Annotated in this window: 14 protein-coding genes; 5 read left to right on the forward strand and 9 right to left on the reverse strand. The window is 63.2% G+C overall.

The annotated features are described in order from the left end of the window. Positions 1–6: 6 nt before the first annotated feature. From hpaE to ACX80B_RS02370, 3 genes are all read left to right on the forward strand, one after another. Positions 7–1,560: a 5-carboxymethyl-2-hydroxymuconate semialdehyde dehydrogenase gene (hpaE, locus tag ACX80B_RS02360; RefSeq protein WP_459292616.1), complete on the forward strand. Its 1,554-nt coding sequence runs from the start codon at positions 7–9 to the stop codon at positions 1,558–1,560. Positions 1,561–1,604: 44 nt separating this feature from the next. Beyond that, positions 1,605–2,693, forward strand: coding sequence for a 3,4-dihydroxyphenylacetate 2,3-dioxygenase (gene hpaD / locus ACX80B_RS02365; protein WP_459292617.1), 1,089 nt, complete (start codon positions 1,605–1,607; stop codon positions 2,691–2,693). Between the two features lie 108 nt (positions 2,694–2,801). After that, positions 2,802–3,662, forward strand: a complete 861-nt coding sequence (locus ACX80B_RS02370) for a hypothetical protein (protein ID WP_459292619.1) — start codon at positions 2,802–2,804, stop codon at positions 3,660–3,662. 35 nt (positions 3,663–3,697) lie between these two features. On the opposite strand, the gene ACX80B_RS02375 is transcribed toward ACX80B_RS02370, so the two are convergent. The 5 genes from ACX80B_RS02375 to ACX80B_RS02395 all read right to left on the reverse strand — a co-directional run bounded on the left by ACX80B_RS02375 (position 3,698) and on the right by ACX80B_RS02395 (position 8,552). Further along, a complete protein-coding gene (locus ACX80B_RS02375; protein ID WP_459292621.1) occupies positions 3,698–4,612 on the reverse strand; it encodes a DNA-formamidopyrimidine glycosylase family protein in 915 nt (304 codons plus the stop codon). 18 nt (positions 4,613–4,630) lie between these two features. Beyond that, positions 4,631–5,053: a hypothetical protein gene (locus ACX80B_RS02380; RefSeq protein ID WP_459292623.1), complete on the reverse strand. Its 423-nt coding sequence runs from the start codon at positions 5,051–5,053 to the stop codon at positions 4,631–4,633. Positions 5,054–5,084: 31 nt separating this feature from the next. Next, a complete protein-coding gene (locus ACX80B_RS02385; RefSeq protein ID WP_459292625.1) occupies positions 5,085–5,549 on the reverse strand; it encodes a hypothetical protein in 465 nt (154 codons plus the stop codon). Then, positions 5,550–6,995 carry an MFS transporter gene (locus ACX80B_RS02390; protein WP_459292627.1) on the reverse strand — a complete coding sequence of 482 codons (1,446 nt, stop codon included), beginning with the start codon at positions 6,993–6,995 and terminating at the stop codon, positions 5,550–5,552. 225 nt (positions 6,996–7,220) lie between these two features. Then, positions 7,221–8,552 carry an MFS transporter gene (locus ACX80B_RS02395; RefSeq protein ID WP_459292629.1) on the reverse strand — a complete coding sequence of 444 codons (1,332 nt, stop codon included), beginning with the start codon at positions 8,550–8,552 and terminating at the stop codon, positions 7,221–7,223. 292 nt (positions 8,553–8,844) lie between these two features. Between ACX80B_RS02395 and ACX80B_RS02400 the strand changes: the two genes are divergently transcribed. Further along, on the forward strand, positions 8,845–10,770 hold the full coding sequence (locus ACX80B_RS02400) for an FAD-binding monooxygenase (protein ID WP_459292631.1): 1,926 nt from the start codon (positions 8,845–8,847) through the stop codon (positions 10,768–10,770). A gap of 33 nt (positions 10,771–10,803) precedes the next feature. After that, positions 10,804–11,529, forward strand: coding sequence for an IclR family transcriptional regulator (locus tag ACX80B_RS02405; protein ID WP_459292633.1), 726 nt, complete (start codon positions 10,804–10,806; stop codon positions 11,527–11,529). Here the strand turns inward: ACX80B_RS02405 and ACX80B_RS02410 are convergent. From ACX80B_RS02410 to ACX80B_RS02425, 4 genes are all read right to left on the reverse strand, one after another. Further along, positions 11,517–12,872 (reverse strand): MFS transporter, encoded by a 1,356-nt coding sequence (locus ACX80B_RS02410; protein WP_459292635.1) that lies wholly within the window; start codon positions 12,870–12,872, stop codon positions 11,517–11,519. The genes ACX80B_RS02405 and ACX80B_RS02410 overlap by 13 nt on opposite strands. 118 nt (positions 12,873–12,990) lie before the next feature. Then, the gene (locus ACX80B_RS02415; RefSeq protein WP_459292637.1) at positions 12,991–16,056 is read right to left on the reverse strand and encodes an AAA family ATPase; all 3,066 of its coding nucleotides are present in this window, start codon (positions 16,054–16,056) and stop codon (positions 12,991–12,993) included. Then, complete coding sequence (locus ACX80B_RS02420; RefSeq protein WP_459292639.1) at positions 16,053–17,216, reverse strand: exonuclease SbcCD subunit D; 1,164 nt, start codon at positions 17,214–17,216, stop codon at positions 16,053–16,055. The genes ACX80B_RS02415 and ACX80B_RS02420 overlap by 4 nt, the downstream gene beginning before the upstream one ends. An 87-nt stretch (positions 17,217–17,303) precedes the next feature. Next, the gene (locus ACX80B_RS02425) at positions 17,304–18,398 is read right to left on the reverse strand and encodes an aquaporin (RefSeq protein ID WP_459292641.1); all 1,095 of its coding nucleotides are present in this window, start codon (positions 18,396–18,398) and stop codon (positions 17,304–17,306) included. Between the last annotated feature and the right edge of the window lie 22 nt (positions 18,399–18,420).

Raw genomic sequence — 18,420 nt, forward strand, 5'->3', positions numbered from 1 at the left:
GTGGCCATGACACAGAATACGACCCAGGCAACAGGCAATCATTTCGTTCCTGAGAACCTGCCGGAACACCTGAAGCACTACATCGGCGGCAAGTTCGTCGACTCAACCGGCGGCGAGACCTTCGAGATCCTCGACCCGGTCACCAACCAGACCTACTGCACCGCTGCGTCCGGCCAGCAGGCGGACATCGACGCCGCCGTCGCAGCCGCCCGGGACGCCTTCGTCAACGGCCCATGGCCGAGGATGAAGTCCCGGGAGCGGGCCAACGTGCTTTACAAGATCGCCGACGCCGTCGTCGCCCAGGAGGACCGGCTGGCCGAGATGGAAACGTTCGATACCGGACTGCCGATCACCCAGGCCCGGGGCCAGGCCCGGCGTGCTGCGGAGAACTTCCGCTTCTTCGCCGACCTGATCGTCGCCCAGCACGACAACGCCTTCAAGGTCCCCGGCTCGCAGATGAACTACGTGAACCGGAAACCGATCGGCGTCGCCGGGCTCATTACCCCTTGGAACACTCCGTTCATGCTCGAATCCTGGAAGCTGGCCCCTGCCATCGCTTCCGGTTGCACCGTGGTCCTCAAGCCGGCCGAATTCACTCCTCTTTCTGCATCGCTGTGGGCGCAGATCTTCGAAGATGCTGGACTGCCGGAAGGTGTGTTCAACCTGGTCAACGGCTTTGGCGAGACCGCCGGCGACGCCCTGGTCAAGCATCCCGACGTGCCACTGATCTCCTTCACCGGTGAATCCACCACCGGCCAGACGATCTTCCGAAACTGTGCCGAGGGGCTTAAAGGCATGTCCATGGAGCTGGGCGGCAAGTCCCCGGCTGTGGTGTTCGACGACGCCGACCTGGATGCCGCCATCGACTCCACGCTGTTCGGCGTCTTTTCGCTGAATGGCGAGCGCTGCACGGCCGGATCGCGCATCCTCGTCCACCGCGGCATCTACGACGAGTTCTGCGAGAAGTATGCCGCCCGTGCCAGGAACATCGTGGTCGGTGACCCGCACGATCCCGACACGCAGGTCGGCGCACTGGTGCACCCCGAGCACTACGACAAGGTGATGTCGTACGTGGAGATCGGGAAGAACGAAGGCAAACTGCTGGCTGGCGGCGGCCGTCCGGAGAACCTGCCGGAGGGCCAGGAAAACGGTTCCTACGTGGCGCCGACAGTCTTCGCGGACGTCTCGCCCGACGCCCGGATCTTCCAGGAGGAGATCTTCGGTCCTGTCGTGGCGATCACCCCGTTCGACACCGATGGAGAAGCCCTGGACCTGGCCAACAACACCAAGTACGGACTGGCGGCCTACGTGTGGACGAACGATCTGAAGCGTGGACACAACTTCGCACAGTCCGTGGAGGCCGGCATGGTGTGGCTCAACAGCCACAATGTACGCGACCTGCGTTCCCCGTTCGGTGGCGTGAAGTCCTCCGGCCTCGGCCATGAGGGCGGCTACCGCTCCATCGATTTCTACACCGACCAGCAGGCGGTGCACATCACCCTCGACGAGGTGCACACCCCGAAGTTCGGCGCCTCCGATGCCGAGACACTCGGTCAGTAACCAATTGCCGTTGGGCTCCCCGCCATGACAAGAAAGAGCACACCATGAGTGAAACAATTCCCACTCCAAGCATTTCCCCGCCGGATATTATCCGCTGCGCCTACGCGGAACTGATCGTCACCGACCTGGCCAAGTCCCGCGACTTCTACGTCGGCGTGCTGGGACTGGTCGTCACGCACGAGGACGAGGACGCGATCTACCTGCGCGCCTTCGAGGAATACCTGCACCACAGCCTCATCCTGCGCAAGGGGCCGGAAGCCGCGATGTCAGTCATCGCCTACCGGGTCCGCTCCGCCGCGGAACTGGACGTGGCCGAGGCGTACTACCGCGAACTGTGCGTGCGTATTGAGCGCCGTCCCGCCGGCGCCACCCGCGGAATCGGCGAGGCCGTCCGCATTCTGGATCCGCTCGGCTTCCCGGTCGAATTCTTCTACGATGCCGACCACGTCGAGCGCTTTACCCGGCGCTATGACGTCCACGGCGCCGGCGCGATTTCCAGGCTGGACCACTTCAACGTGGTGACTCCGGATATCGCGGCTGCCCGCAGCTACTACGAGGGTCTGGGCTTCAAGGTCTCGGAGGACATCAAGGACGAAGAAGACACCACCTACGCGGCGTGGATGTACCGCAAGGCCACAGTGCACGACGTCGCCCTCACCGGCGGCGACGGGCCACGGCTGCATCACATCGCCTTCGCCACGCATGAGCGCAGCCAGATCCTGCACCTGTGCGATCACCTTGGGGCGCTGCGCGAGAGCGACAAGATTGAGCGCGGACCCGGACGGCACGGGGTATCCAACGCGTTCTATCTCTACCTGCTGGACCCGGACGGCCACCGGATCGAGATCTACACGCACGATTACTACACCGGAGACCCGGACAATCCCACGCTGACCTGGGATGTGCACGACAACCAGCGACGCGACTGGTGGGGCACGCCCGTGGTGCCAAGCTGGTATGCCAATGCATCCAAGGTCCTGGACCTGGACGGCAACGTGCGCGACGTCGTCGAACGGCTGGAAACCCGGGAATCCGATGTGACGATTGGCGCCGACGGTTTCTCCTACACCCGCAAGGAAGAAGCCGACGGGCAGAAGGTGGACGCCGGCTTCAAGCTCGGCAACCAGGCCTGACCCGCCAGCGATTCATTCGGCAGAAGATGCAAGTCCCACAGCGGGCACTTGCATCTTCTGCCGCAGCCAGACCCTCCTCCCCCAACACGCCACTGTAGAGTTCACCGCATGGCGATGACCTACTACCGTAAGATGACGAAACGTCAGGCTGCGACTGCTCTGGCCGAGTACCTGGCCGAACGCCCCTTGGCCCTGCAACGCCTGCGGGACGAGCTCACCGCTGACGACCGGGACCCGGACACGCTGCTCGACGGCACTCCCGCGTCGCTCACGCGGCTGTGGGGGTGGGTTGCCACCCGGATCATGACGATGGAGGACGATCCTCCCATCCCCTTCGACCCGGATGCGCCGGCCCCTGCCCGGTGGCCTTCGTGGGCCCGGTACTCGTCGGACCTTCGCCTGGGCACACCGGACGAAGTCGTGACCCTGCTTGACGGATTCATCTCCTATCTCGGAGACGTCGTCACGACCGCCGCCCCGGAAGCAGCGTGGCAGGTCGGGTACCACCGGATTAAGGCCTACCACCTTCAGAACCACCCGGTGCTCACTAGCCCGGCCGACAACAATGACGGCCATCTCTACCTTCCGGGCATGGTCGCCGTCACCGCAAACCGACTGCGGCGGCGCATGGATCCGTTCTCCGAGGGCGAGTTCACCGACTACGCAAGCAGACTCATCGCCGCACTGCGCGGCGAGGTGGAGAAGATCCCCATGGCGGAGGAAGAACCACTCGTTGAAGTCGGTGAAGAAGAAGGGGTCTTCGACGTTGGGCTGCACGATGAGATCGCCCACGAGCACTCAAGGAAGGTGGACCGGATGGTCAAAGACCTCGCTGCCCAACCTGGTGTTGACTCCGCGCACAGGGAGGACCGCGAGATGGTGCTGGTGACCGCCCCGGGATGGGACACCGAGCGACTCGAGCGATGGGTCCTCGACTGGCTCAAGGCACGGCTGCCCGAGTTGAACTGACCCTGCCAAGGCCACGGAGGCTCCGTCGGACGGCGCTACTTGAGGAACTTCGATGTACGCCGGTCGGCCAGCGGCTTGCCGCCGGTCTGGCAGGTCGGGCAATACTGCAGTGACGAGTCCGCGAACGACACCTCGCGCACAGTGTCCGAACAAACTGGGCAGCTTTCCCCTGTCCTGCCATGGACCCGCATGTTCCGCCGCTTGGCATCCTTAAGTTCATTGGCCGGACGTCCAGCTGCAGTTTCGACGGCGAACCGCAGCAGCTCGTGCATGCTCGCGTACAGACTCGTCACCTGGTCGTCGTCCAGGGCCGTAACCAGGGTGAAGGGCGACAACCGTGCAGCGTGCAGAATCTCGTCGCTGTAGGCGTTGCCGATTCCGGCGATGATTGATTGGTCCCGCAGCAGCCCCTTAATCTGGCCCCGGTGTCCGGAAATAATCTCGCCAAACGCCTGCCGGTCCAGCTCCAGCGCATCCGGTCCGAGGCGTGCCACGCCGGGAACCTCCGCCAGGTTCTCCACGACATACACCGCCAGCGACTTTTTGGTACCGGCTTCGGTCAAGTCGAAGCCGTGGTTTGCCGCGGCACCCTCAGCCGGGGGTCCATCGCCGGCGGGGGCCGCCGTCGTAAATCTGACCCGCAGTGCTATAACTCCCTTGCCCGGCCGGAGCCGCCCAGGTTTGAACGCGTCGGACCAGCGCAGCCATCCGGCCCGGGCCAGATGCATCACCAGATAGAACTCCCCCACCTGCACGGCGATAAATTTGCCCCAGCGTTCGACAGCGGCGACCTCCAGTCCCAGCAGCGCGTCCACCGGTACTTTGGCCGTCTTGAGAACGGAGAAGGAGAGCACCTCGACGTCGGCGACCACGGCGGATGGCCCATCGTCCGGAATCAGTTTGCGGCGCAGAAAATCGACGAGTCCAGCCACTTCAGGCATCTCCGGCATGAACTTAAGGTACCAGCGTCAGCCCCTGTCCTGACGGATATTGGCCGAACGTCCCCGGTCCGCCCGGATCGCGCGGGGTTCATCGATGGTCCAGAAAAGGGCGCCAACGACCATGCCGGCGAACAGAGCGATGGTGGAAACGATGTGCGAAGCACCGGGAACATTGAGAAAGAACAAGGACAGTCCCATAGCCAGCAGCGAGCCCCCAATCAATATGACGTAGTTCAGGGCACCACGCACAACCGGCCCGATGCCCGGCGGCCCGTACCAGTGGCCGATAAGGACCCCGACCGGCCAAGCCACCACCCCGGTCGCACGGACCAGTTCGAAGATACCGTTGAACACCTCACCGGGACTCGTCTGGGTGAAGATGACATCCACCAATAGCAGGGCCACCGGCCCCAGGGCCAGACCGAGTGTCGTCATGAGCTTCCGCGTCATCGCCGCGCCTCCTGTACCAGGCTGTTCAGCATCATCCGACCGGCCACAGGAAAGCACCGGCGAGCAATCCGACCGCCACGATAATCCAGGACGGCAGAAAGCGGTCCTGCCGCCGGATCAAGTGGCTGCCAACGACGACGACGAACGTCACCACTATAAGGGCGACATGGCCTTGTGCGCCGAACGGATCCAGCCCGTCGAGGGGATGGAACCAGCGGCCGGCGAAAATGCCAATTGTCCAGGGAAAGACAGCCAGCTGGCGTCCGCCGATCCGCAACAGTTCACTGAAGGTGTTGCCTTCGATGGCGTCTATCGCCGCAGGCACGTCCAACACGATGAGGGCGACGATGAGGAGGCTGGCCAATCCGGCAAGAAGCGCGGCACCGCCGGATGACCGGAGCAAAAACTCAGCGAAGATCCCGACCGTCAGCGCGCCGGCGACAGGCAGCGATGCCGCCGCTATCGACAGCCGGTCCCATTTCCCAGGACGATCCACTCAGACCACCTTCTCCAGATTCCGTTGACGCCGGTGCAGATCGTGGAAGGCCACGGCCAGGGCCAGCAGGATCACTATTCCTATCACGATGAATCCGGCGGTGATGGCTTGCGGCCAATTACTCACCCCCAGAACGGCGAAGGCGACGGCGGTGACCATGGCAATGCCGACCGATGTGCCGATCCGCTGGCCGGTCTGCATGATGCCGCCCGAACTTCCGGCATACTCGAGCGGTACGTCAGCCAGCGTGAGTGTCTGGTTAGGAGTGATGACCGCGCCCTGACCAACACCGACGAGACCGAGACTCGCCAGCAACCACCACTCGCTGATCGTGCCCGCCGCAGCCAGCTGGATCACCAGAATGCTCAGGGCCAGCCCGGCCAACGCGCAGAACATCCCACCGATCACCAGTTTCCGGCCGAAGCGCATCACGACCTTGCCGCCCCAATTCGCGGCAACGGCACCGAGAATAGCGCTTGGCACACCCACTGCCCCGCTTTCCAGGGCGCTGTGTCCGAGCCCTTCCTGGAAGTAGAGCGCGATCAGGACGAAGATGCTCGTCATTCCCATGAAGTACAGGCTGACGAGCAACGCACCGTTGGAGAAGCTCGCCGTGCGGAAGAGAGCCAGGTCGACCATCGGGCTGCGGCCTCGTGCCTTGTAGCGGCGCTCCCACAATGCCCACAGCAGCACCAGCAGGGCCGATGCAGGCAGCAGTGCCCAGATCCAGGCAGATGAATCCGTCTCCACGAATGGCAGCAGAACTGTCAATACCGCCGTACCAAGCAACAACGCCCCGATTGGGTCCAGGTCCCGCGGCCGTCTGCCCATGAGGCTGGCCCGCAACGGCCGTGGAAACCACCGCAGGGCCAGGACGATGGCGAGAATACCGACTGGAACGTTGACCAGGAAGGTCCAGCGCCACCCGTTCTCCACTCCTCCGAGCTCGATGAGCAGACCTCCGAGCAACGGTCCCACCGCCACCGAAAGGCCCACAACCGTGCCGAAGTAGCCGAACGCCCTGCCGCGCTCCGCTCCCCGGAAGTACTGCTGGATCATGCCGACCGCCTGCGGATTCAGCAGGCCGGAACCCACACCCTGGACGAAGCGGGCAATATTCAGCGACAACGGATCGGGCGCCAACCCCGCCGCAACCGAGGACAGCGTAAAGACCGCGACGCCGGCGATGAACAGCGGCCCACGACCCAAAATGTCGCCGGCACGTCCGGCCGCGACGAGGACGACGCCGAAGGTGAGCGCATAGCCGGACAGCACCCATTGAATATCGGACTGAGTTGCCCCAAGGCCCTGCTGGATGGACGGCAGGGCAACGTTGACGATGCTCACTCCCACCAGCGACATGAAAATCGTCACGAGCAGGACCGACAGCACCCGCCAACGCGCCGGATCCGGCGCATGCGCTTCCGGATCGTCGTGACTGCTCATTCCTTATTCTTATCCTGCTCTGCCCGGCCAACCAAAGCGGAGCGGCCCGTGTTGCGGCAGGAAGCCAGTGCCGTTAAGCGGACGACGACGGCAGCAGGGTTGAGTGGGACGGTCCGTCTTGCGCCGCAAATAGTTGTGGCCATCAACCGGACGGTTGATGGCCACAACAGATGGAGCAGTCAGTAACTGAGTTGCGGTCAGTCGGTGACGTGTATTCCCTGGAGGCTAAATCTCGACGTCTTTGACCCGCAGGTTGTTGCCCTTGGTCTCCTTGACCATGGATACACCCACGAAGGAGATGACGCAGAGGACCATGATGTAAATCGCCACGGATCCGGACCATCCGGTCTGGTTGAGCAGCCACTGGGATATTAGGGCGGCAAACGCGCCGCCCAGAATGGCACCCAGTGCGTAGCCAATCGAAATTCCGGAGTAGCGGACGTGCACGGGGAACATCTCCGCGTACATGGCCGACATCGGTCCATAGGAAAGGCCGAGCCCGATGGTCAACACAAACAGGGCGATTCCGTACAACCAGATGTTCTGGGTATCGATCAACATGAACAGCGGAATCATCCAGACGAAGATGATGGCGTAGCCGATCTTGAAGGTCCGTACGCGGCCGATCTTGTCGGAGAGCATCCCGCCGTACATGGTGAAGATGAGCCAGCCGAATGAGGCCAGCAGAGTTGCGAACAGCACCGCGGACGGATTCATCCCCAGACCGATGGCGTACGCCGAGAAGAACGCGATCAGAAGGTACCCCGCCGCGTTATTGGCGATGAAGATCAGGGCCGTCAGGACAACCTGCTTCGTATTGTGCTTGAACAACTGTCCCAACGGTGCGGCAGACTCCGCTTTGCGCTGCTGCATCTCGGCAAAAACCGGGCTCTCAGCGACGCGCTTACGGATGACATAGCCAATGCCGATCAGAATCACGGAAATGAGGAACGGAATACGCCATCCGTAGGCGAGGAACTGCTCCGGAGTCATCGAGGCGCGCAGCACAAGAATCACCAGGGTAGCCAGGATCATGCCGACCGGAACACCAATCTGCGGATAGGCGCCCCAGAAGCCGCGCTTGTTGACTGGAGCGTGTTCCACGGCCATCAGGGCGGCCCCGCCCCATTCGCCACCGGCAGAGAATCCCTGCAGGATCCGGAGAAAGATGAGCAGCAGCGGCGCCCAGAAACCAATCTGTGCGTAGGTTGGCAGCAAGCCGATCAACGCCGTCGCGCCGCCCATCATCACCAAGGTGAACACCAGCATGGTCTTGCGGCCAATACGGTCACCGAGGTGTCCGGCGACGATGGCACCCAGCGGCCGGAAGAAGAAGCTGATGCCGATGGTGGCCCAGGCAACAAGCTGGGCCAGTCCTGGGCTGCCCTCGTTCAGGGGATCAAAGTAGAGACCGGCAAAGATCAGCCCCGCCGCCTGGGCGAAGATGAAAAAGTCGTACCACTCGATCGTGGTACCGATCATGGTTCCGGCGACGACCTTGCGGTCCTCCGCCGACATGCGCTGCCGTCCCCCGACTGCGGATGTTGATGATGACATGGAAAACTCCGTTGTTAATGGCATGTAGGTGGAACACGAACCGAATTACTGACAGAACGGTCAGTTAGTGTGACTCAGAACATAATACATACATGTGGGCTCCGGCACACCCATATAAGGGGATCGTTACAACAATTCGCGTTGCCCAGTCCCAATACCTCTATGGCCGTCCTTGTAACCCACGTCATATTCATCGTATAGTTTCAACCAGAGTTGTTCAATAATAGAAAGCTAAATTCTAATAGCGAACACATCCGCAAGACAGGCTATAACATCGAAGTGAGGAAGAACGGTGCAGTTTCACCACCACGGCTATGTATCCGGCGATCCGAAGACCGAGCCCGCCACCGGCGTCGGAATCGACCGGCCCGAAGAGCTGCCCGACGAAGTTGATGTGCTGATTGTGGGCACCGGGCCCGCGGGCATGGTGACCGCCGCCCAGCTCGCACAGTTCCCGAATGTGACGACGCGGATAGTCGAACGTCGCCCCGGGCGGCTGGAGATCGGCCAGGCCGATGGCATCCAGGCCCGCAGTGTCGAGACCTTCCAAGCTTTCGGCTTCGCCGAGGAACTTACGGCCGAAGCGTACTGGATCACTGAGATGAATTTCTGGAAGCCGAACCCCGAAGACCCCAGCAAGATCTTCCGCTCCGGCCGCGCCGTCGACGATGAGACCGGCGACATCAGCGAATTCCGGCACTTGATTGTCAATCAGGCCCGGGTTCTGGACCACTTCGCCAAGTTCATGGCCAACTCCCCCGCCCGGATGAAGCCGGACTACGGCTACGAGTTCCGCGGCCTGAAGGTGGAGGACGAGGGCGAGTACCCCGTCACAGTGACCCTCGCCCACACCTCAGGTGAAAATGAGAGTCAGGAGCGCACCATCCGGGCCAAGTATGTTCTCGGAGGCGACGGTGCGCGCAGCAAGGTCCGCGAGTCGATCGGCTGCACGATGAAGGGCAACCAGGCCAACCATGCGTGGGGCGTCATGGATGTGCTGGCCAACACGGACTTCCCCGATATCCGCACCAAGTGCGCCATCCAGTCCGGCTCCGGCGGATCCATCCTGCTGATCCCGCGCGAAGGTGGCTACCTCTTCCGCATGTACGTCGACCTTGGCGAGGTCGAAGCCGATAACAAGCGGGCCATCCGCAGCACCACCATTGACGAGATTATTGCCCATGCCAATGCGATTATTCACCCTTATTCGCTCGACGTCCGCAGTGTCGCCTGGCACAGCGTCTACGAGGTGGGACACCGGCTGACTGACCGGTTCGACGACGTCCTGCTCGAGGAGATCGGCACCCGAACTCCCCGCGTTTTCATCGCCGGCGACGCCTGCCACACCCACAGCGCCAAGGCCGGACAAGGCATGAACGTCTCCATGCAGGACGCGTTCAACCTGGGCTGGAAACTCGGGCATGTACTCGACGGCCGCGCGCCCGAGTCACTGCTGTCCACGTACTCGGCGGAGCGCCAGGTGGTCGCAAAGGACCTCATTGACTTCGATAAGAAGTGGTCAACGATGATGGCGATGAAGCCGGAGGAGTTCGACGACCCTTCCGAACTCGAGAACTTCTACGTGCAAACCGCCGAATTCCCTGCCGGATTCATGACCGAGTATGCACCCTCGATGCTCACCGCTGAAGCTACCCATCAGGACTTGGCCACCGGGTTCCCGGTTGGCAAGCGCTTCAAGTCCGCAAACGTGGTCCGGATCTGCGACACCAACCCCTTGCACCTTGGACACCAGGCACGTGCGGACGGGCGCTGGCGGATCTACGTCTTCGCCGACGAGCCACCGGCCGGAGCGCCCTCGCGTGCCGCGGAATTCGCTGATTGGTTTGATACCGCCCCGGGCTCACCGCTGGCGGCAACGCCGGAGGGCGCCGACCGCGACGCCTGGTTCGATGTGAAAGTCATCTACCAGCAGGACCACAAGAACGTGGACATCAACGCCGTACCTGCTGTGTTCAAACCGCAGGTCGGTCCCTTCCAGCTGACCAATCTGGAGAAGGTCTACGGCACGTTGGCCGACGACGATATCTTCGACGCACGGGGACTCAGCCGCGATGGCGTCGTCGTCGTCGTACGTCCGGATCAATATGTGGCGAACGTGCTGCCACTGACCGCGAGGGACGAGCTGGCAGCGTTCTTCTCCCCCATCCTGCTGAACCGAACGCCCGAAAGCGAAGCAGCCGGTTCCCGCCAGTCTTAACGCCCGCTAACGGCGCAGTATCAGGAGGCATCTATGACGGTGACCGAACCCTTTCAGGGATCAGGTGGTTCCAAGCATTCCCAGACTCTTTCGAGGGGCATCCGTGCCCTGGAGATCCTGGCGGAGGCCCAGGCGCCGATGAGTATTGCCGAGCTGTCCTCGGCCCTGGGGGTGCACCGCTCCATTGCCTACCGGATTCTGCGGACCTTGGAGGATCACTCGCTATTGATGCGAACCGAGGCGGGGCTGGTGCAGGCCGGACCAGGCCTGGCCGCCCTCGCCCGGGGTGTTTCACGCGACCTGCAGACGGCGGCGCTGCCGGAGCTGACCGACGTCGCCAACGGTCTGCAGATGACGGCCTTTATTGCCGAATGGGACCGGCACGATTGCGTCACCCTGATGACGGTCGAGCCGCGGCATTCCGAAACCACCTTGGCACAGCGGCCCGGGACGCGGCACCAATTCAGCGCCGGAGCACCCGGTATAGCCATCCAGTCCGCGCTTACCGAGGAGCACTGGAACCGCATTGCCCCTGGTCTGCCGTACCGCACCGAGGCGCAGGAAGCGGGACACCGCGGCTATGCCGTCAGCCATGATGAGGTCATAGCCGGCGTATCATCCGTGGCGGTGCCGATTATCGTTCCCGGGCAGCTGCCCGCGGCCATCGCCGTCATCTATATCAGCGGCACGAGGGAAACGGCACCCATCGCTGAACGCCTGATCCGCAGTGCCAGCGAAATCGAGGTTCAGTTGCGCTGACGTCCGGCGCGTACCCGCGGTTCAACGACGACGGCGGTCAGCACTCCGAGGATGAGAAGTCCCGTGGCTGCCCCGGTTGAAACCAGGAACGCAAGCTCATGGCCAGTGTTCTCTGCCAGGCTCCCCGCAATGGCGGAGCCGATCGCCGTGCCCGCCACGATGCCGCTGGCGAGCATCGTCATCACTGTCCCCAGCCGGTTCTCCGGCGAAACTTTGCCTCCGATGTTGAAGATGGTCACCATCGTCGGACCAACGGAAATACCCAAGGCAAAAAGCGCAATCAACATTGGCGCCGCCGTCTCGGGCAGGAACAACAGCAGCGTCAGGGCAGCCATCGCGGCGGCGGAGGCGAGCCAACGGACGGGATCGCGGAACTTCGCGGGCCAGTAAGCGACGCTCAGGGCTGCCGCCGCCGAGCTGAGCCCCATAACCGCATAGAGCAAGCCTCCCACTGACGCGGTTCCGGAACCGGCTCCGGCAAAAGCAAACAACGCCGTCTGCGTACCGCCGAAGAATGTCCCCATGCAGACCATGCCAAGCACCGGAATGCTGACCAACCACCAGTCGGCCGCCTTGGTCGTACGGGCAGGAGCAGAGAGCTGATGTCCCGCAACGATCTTCCGGGTGGGAACCACAGCATAATGGGTGCGGTGCATGGCGAAGGCACTTACCAGCGTGATAGTCATCAGCGCCGCCAAAGCCAATGGCAGCCATGGTGAAATTGCACTGGCCAGCAACCCGACCAGCGCCGGTCCCATCACGAAGGTCAACTCATCGGCGGTGCTTTCATAGGACATCGCGGTATCCAGGTCCCCTGGGCGCGGGCTCTTCCCTGTCAACGCCATCCAACGCACACGGGCCAACGGCCCCACCTGTGGACATGTCCCACCCATGGTCAGGGCCGCGGCCAGAATGAGCAGCAGGGATGGTGTGCTGAAGTCCGGCACCAGATAGGTGGCAGCAATAAGTCCACCAATGGCCAGCGTATTGGCCATTGCCGCGATCAGCAGGACGGGGCGCTGTCCGGATCTGTCGGCGAGGAAACCGAGGACCGGTGCACCGACGGCGGAACCGACGCCGACTGCGCCGGCTGCATAACCGCCGATGGCGTAGGACTGGCTGACCGCTTGGACCAGGGCCAGCGCACCGATGGTGAGCATCGCAAGCGGGAGCCGGGCAAAGAGGCCCAATGGCAGGAAGCCCGGTCCGGCCAACTCCGGGAGACGGCCGAAGCGGCCGAGTGGGCTCTTTTTGGATGGAGCATCAGGCGGATGCGGGGTGGATGGAGCTTCCGGTGGATGGGAGGCATTTTCGGACGCGCCTTTACTGATTGAGACGTTCACTGGTTCAGGTTCCCTTGTAGCAGCGCATCGTCCCACCACCCGATGCGCACGACCCGGATACACGGCAATTCTACTGCCTGGGCTGCCCCCGGTCGATTCGACGCCCGGAGGTCAGGACTTAGGCCAGCGCCGGTTCGCGCATTCTCAATGTGGACCCGGTCCGGGACTTCAGGACCTGCAACTGGGCGGGAATACGTAACTTCATCTCCGGCACGTGGCTGACCAGCCCAACCACCCGTCCGCCGTCGCGCAGTCCTTCGAGGGCGTCCATGACCTGCTCCAGCGCGTCCTCATCCAGGCTGCCAAATCCTTCATCGACGAAGAGCGTCTCGATGTCCACTCCGCCGGACTCGTGCTGGACCACATCCGCCAGGCCGAGCGCCAGAGCCAGCGATGCCATGAAGGATTCGCCGCCGGACAGCGTCGAGGTATCCCTCTGATGTCCGGTCCATTCGTCCACCACCTGCAGTCCCAGCCCGGATTTAGCGCCACGGGCAGCACGGGAATCATCGTAAACGAGACTGTACCGGCCCGAAGTCATGGTGGCGAGACGCTCCGTGGCACAAAGCGCAACCTGTTCCAGCCGTGCAGCCAGAACATACGCGTTCAAGGTCATTTTGTAGCCGTTTTCACCGGAGCCCCGGGCAAGGTCGGCGAGGCCGGAGAGTAACCCGCAATGCTCACGCACCGGTTCGACGGCGGTCAGCGCCTCGTCCAATTTGCTCTGCAACGTGTTCAGTTGCAGCAATGATGCTTCCAGCATCCGTTGCTCCAGTGCCGCTTCCTCGGAAGATTCGGTGCAGGAATGCACAATTTCCAGCTGTTGCGTCACCTGACTCTCGTCCGGCACGGTCTCAGCGGCCGTCTCTTCCTCGACCGCCCGGACGACCTCCGCATCTTCGAAGAGTGCCCGAACGCGGTGCTGCTCTGATTCGTAAGCGTCGATTGCCGCCTCCAAATCGGCGGCATCGTCAGCCGGCAACAGTGCCGTTCTGGCTTCATCGGCGCTTTGGAAGGCAGAACCTGCGATGGCGTCAGTCAGCTCCGTGGACAGCTTCTCCATTTGGATCGCAGCATTTTCTTCGGCCCGCAACGCCTGCAGGCATCCTGCCATCTGCTGCCCCAGGCCGCGGAAGTCCTCGACCCTCTCCTGCAGACTGCCATGGCTGCCGCGGGCGAGAGTGAGCTTTTCTTCAAGAGTCTGTATTCCGGCCCTGATGGACTTCATTTCCATCCGCAGCTCCGCTGCGGCGGCCGTAAGCTCCTGTCCGGACTGCGCAACCGTCCGGGCCTCCTCTTCCAGCGCACTGAGCGTCTTCGCCGCAATTGCTTGTTGCCGCTCCGCTTCGGCCGCCGCTTCGGCCGAAGCGGTTGCCTGTGCCGCCTGCGACCCGGCATCCGCCAGGTCCAGACCCCCGCCCTGCGACTCGAGGACCGCGGCTTCCTGCTGCACCGAGCGCCACCGGGTCTCGGCTTCCTTTGCCCGAAGCTCGGCCGTTTCCTGTTCCTGGCGCGCGTTCTCCTCGTCCTCTCCGGCATTGCGGGCAGCAGCTCTCAGTTCGGAGGGCTTCGGGTGTTCCGTGCTGCCACAGACCGGACAGGGGGCGTCATCCTGTAGTGAGGCAGCCAGTTCGCCGGCTGCATGTTCGAGCCGCTTCCGCAGCAGCTCCAGCCACCGGGATTTCGCGCCAAGGTAGCCGTCCTGCAGCTGCCGGTATTCGGCCGATAGTTGCTGTTCCTGCTCCTGTTTCACGGCACAACTGCGAATAGCTGCCACGACAGCGCGGGCACGTTGCTCTTCAGCCTTCGCCTGTTCCACCGTGGCCGCCAGTGCCCTGCACTCGTCGAACCGCAACTTCGCGGCTGCAATTTCCGGATCGAGCTCAGCACCGCGGAGCCTCATCCGTTCGGCTTTGTCCAGGGCCGCGGTTTCTTCGCCTTCCAGCCGGACCAGCCGGTCCTGCTTCTCCTGCAGGTCCCGTTCCTCAGGCACAAGTGCCTCGAGCACTGCAAGCTGTCCATTGAGAGCACGTTCGGACTCACTCAGCAGTTCCACGCTGAGCGTCTGCCCGTTTTCCCCGCCGGGACTTGTCAGGATCCCGGCGCAGGAGGGATGGCCCAGGAGGGACCGCCGCCGGTCGGCAGACAACTCTGCGCATTTTGTGTGTGCGGAGACAGCTTCTTCGGCCGACGACAGCCGGCTCTGAAGCAGTTCTGCAGCGCGGTGGAGGCGGCGGTATCCAATTCTGTCCGCATGTAGTTCGGCTTGGCCGGCCAGGTCTTCCCGGGCACGCCGGGCGGCGGTTAATTTGTCGAATCTGGCCAGCCGCCCGGATAGTTCCTGATGCTCGGTTCTGGCAGCAGCGGCACGGGCGCGGGCCTGTGCTGATTGATCTGCGGCAGCCTGGGCGAATCCGGCAATCTGCTGCACCCAACCGGCGAGTCGAGCCCTTTCGTCCAGTTCCCCGGTCGTCCCGTCCCCGTCGACTTCGACTGCCTCGGGTGCAGGGTACTTGGCTGCTTCGTCACCGGCTTTGTGGAGGATGAGTTCAACGCCGGATTCGGCGCGGGAGAGCTGATCCTTCGCGGCCGCGGCGTCCGCCAGCAATTGCTGTTCGACGGACTTGAAGCGCTCCGTGCCGAACAGCTGCTGCAGCAGCTCCTGCCGGTCCTTGGCATCCGAGCGGAGGAAAGCGGCGAATTCCCCCTGCGGGAGCATCACCACACGGGTGAACTGTTTAGCGGTCATGCCCAACAGGTCAGTGATTTCCTGGCCAGCCTCGTCGTTCCGGCTGGATTTCTCCACCCATTCGCCGTCGACCAGCTCGCGCAACAGTGTTTTGGCTTGCTCCGGCGTCGTACCCTTGGCCGCGCGGCTCGACGGCCGCTGCCAGGCGGGACTGCGGGTGACCTCGAAGGTGCGGCCACTGGCGCTGAATTTACAGACTACTTCCGGAACCGTGACGGCATCCGCATGGTCGCTGCGCAGACGCTTGCCGTCCTGCCTCGCCCCAGGCACGGTGCCATAGAGCGCGAAGCAGATCGCATCGAGCACACTGGTTTTGCCTGCTCCGGTCGGACCGTTCAGGAGGAAGAGCCCCTGGGAGCTCAGTTGATCGAAGTCGATGACCTCGCGGTTGGCAAAGGGGCCAAATGCCTGGATCTCGAGTCTGCTGATCCTCATCGGCTTTGCTCGGCTTCCCGCGACCGCTCGAGGGCGCCGCGCAGCATGTCCCGTTCGCCGCTCTCGATACTGCGTCCGCGGACGTGTTCGACGAAGCCGCAACAGATCTCCAGGTCATCGGCCGCCCGCCCAATCCGGGCACCGTAGGTTTCCGCGGATCGTTGATCACCGCCTTCGGGCTCGAAACCGAGCACCAAAGTGTGTGGGAAACGGGACCGGACGCGCTCCATCGCATTCTTCGGCCGTTCGGCGTCGGTGAGCGTGATCTGGCAAAACGCATCCTCGGCGGCAACGTATCGGTCCGTGCCGAGGAGATCGTCCAGCGTGCCGCGGAGGATTTCCAGCCGGCGCGCACCGGGCCAGACGATGGATTCCACGTTCTTGATGCCGGCAGGACCGGCCTCGACCAGCCACCCGCCTTTGTCCTGCCTGGCCTCCGAAAACGAATACGGCAATGGTGAACCCGAATAGCGCACGGATTCGCTTAGCCGCTGCCGTCCATGCAGGTGCCCGAGCGCCACATAATCAATGTCGTCAAAAAGGTCGAGCGGCACTGCTCCGACTCCTCCGACGGCCAAGTCCCGCTCGCTGTCGGAGCTGATCCCGCCGCTGGCGAATGTGTGCGCCAGTACGAACGATACGGGTTGTTCCCCAGCATCCCTGCGCCGTTCCAGATCAGCATGGATCCGTTGCAGGGCGGCGGCAGTGACGGACGCGTGCGTCGCCGATTCCACGCCCAGCTCCTCAGCCACCAGGCGTGGTTCCAGGTACGGAATGCCGTATACCGCCAATTGGACTTCGCCGTCGTCGATTATCACGGGAGAATCGATGTCTGCCACACGGGTGCGCAGGTGAACACCACCCTGTTCGAGTACGCGGCTCGCAAAGCCAAGACGCGAAGCGGAGTCGTGATTGCCGCTGGTGAGTACAACCCGCGCCCCGGTCGAGGTGATCCGTACCAGCGCGTCGTCCAGCAGATTTACCACATCCACCGCAGGCAGGGCACGGTCATAGACGTCGCCGGAAATCAGGACGACGCTGATCTCTTCTTCCACCACCGTCGTAACGAGCTGGTCGACAAACCGGCGTTGGGCATCGAGCATCCCGACGCCGTGGAACGAACGTCCGAGATGCCAGTCCGAGGTATGAAGTATCCGCATATTTTTAACCTAGATGCTGGCACCGACAAAAACTCCGCCGGCACTCCCGTGTCGGGGAATACCGGCGGAGTAAACCGCGTACAGCAGCTACTTTTTGTCTTTGCCGTCGAAGAAGTCGCGGGCGTCGTTCTCGTTCCGGCGATCCGGGTTTTCCTCGCTCCGGCGATACGGATTTCCGTCGCGTTCCTCGACTATCGGTCCCCCAACAGGGGCGCCACCCGCAGGGCTCTGCGGCGAGGCGGACTCGTCCGATACGCCGCGGTCCGTCGTGCCGGCTGGCGCGCTGGCCGTGCCCGAGACTGGCGCGGTGGCGGTGCCTGCGGCCGGCGCGGTGGTCTCGTCGTCGTAGGAGTCGTCGAGGCCATTGGCGGCCGGAGCCGGTTCGAAGCTGCGGGCGATCAGGCCGGCTATCGCGGCGCCCGCCAGCGGCGCGACCCAGAACAGCCACAGCTGGCCGGCCGCAGCGGCTTCGCCGAACAGAACTGTCGCCGTGGCGCGGGCAGGGTTCAATCCGCCGCCGCTGACCGGGAGCGCGACCTGCAGAACCGCCGCGTAAGTCAGGCCGGCGGCAAACGGCGCCAGGGCCTTGTTGGCCCTGCTGCTCGTTGCTCCCAGGTAGATACCCATCAGAATCGCGGTGAGAATGACCACCAGCAGCAACACGCTGGTCAGCGGGAACTGGCTGGGAGAGTTCTGGCCGTATCCGCTTGAGACGGAGCCGAAGAGTGCCTCGATTTGCTCGACAATCTGTGGCGGCCCGCCGCTGAGCACCACCCAGAGTAGACCCATCGCTGCGATGCCGCCGATGACCTGGGCGATGATGTATGGAAGGACATCCTTCCAGGAGAGCCGGCCGGCAAAGGCAAATCCGAGGGTCAACGCCGGGTTGAAGTGGCCGCCGGAAACGTGTCCGACGGCGATGATGGCGGCGATGAACAGCAAACCGAATGCCAACGCACCGGGGATCCCGGCCTGGCCACCGAACATGGAGATACTGACACCGCCGAGGATCAGCACGAAGGCGCCGAAGGCCTCGGCCGCCGACCGGGTCAGCAGTCCGGACTGGTGCAATGGCTTCGCTGGTCCGGTACCTGATGTTGAGACAGTGGATCCGGGCTCGGAACCGGTCCGTTCAGCAGGCGTGGCGGGCCGCGCCGGGACGCTGTGGTGCTTCTCTGCCATTACGATTCGTCAACTTTCTCGT

The organism is Arthrobacter monumenti (assembly GCF_054511255.1).

Bases quoted from the DNA above. Each gene is read 5' to 3' on its own strand.
- ACX80B_RS02380 (WP_459292623.1), bottom strand. From the start codon at position 5,053: ATGACGCGGAAGCTCATGACGACACTCGGTCTGGCCCTGGGGCCGGTG.
- hpaE (WP_459292616.1), top strand. From the start codon at position 7: ATGACACAGAATACGACCCAGGCAACAGGCAATCATTTCGTTCCTGAG.
- ACX80B_RS02425 (WP_459292641.1), bottom strand. From the start codon at position 18,398: ATGGCAGAGAAGCACCACAGCGTCCCGGCGCGGCCCGCCACGCCTGCT.
- ACX80B_RS02375 (WP_459292621.1), bottom strand. From the start codon at position 4,612: ATGCCGGAGATGCCTGAAGTGGCTGGACTCGTCGATTTTCTGCGCCGC.
- ACX80B_RS02420 (WP_459292639.1), bottom strand. From the start codon at position 17,216: ATGCGGATACTTCATACCTCGGACTGGCATCTCGGACGTTCGTTCCAC.
- hpaD (WP_459292617.1), top strand. From the start codon at position 1,605: ATGAGTGAAACAATTCCCACTCCAAGCATTTCCCCGCCGGATATTATC.
- ACX80B_RS02405 (WP_459292633.1), top strand. From the start codon at position 10,804: ATGACGGTGACCGAACCCTTTCAGGGATCAGGTGGTTCCAAGCATTCC.
- ACX80B_RS02415 (WP_459292637.1), bottom strand. From the start codon at position 16,056: ATGAGGATCAGCAGACTCGAGATCCAGGCATTTGGCCCCTTTGCCAAC.
- ACX80B_RS02395 (WP_459292629.1), bottom strand. From the start codon at position 8,552: ATGTCATCATCAACATCCGCAGTCGGGGGACGGCAGCGCATGTCGGCG.
- ACX80B_RS02370 (WP_459292619.1), top strand. From the start codon at position 2,802: ATGGCGATGACCTACTACCGTAAGATGACGAAACGTCAGGCTGCGACT.
- ACX80B_RS02390 (WP_459292627.1), bottom strand. From the start codon at position 6,995: ATGAGCAGTCACGACGATCCGGAAGCGCATGCGCCGGATCCGGCGCGT.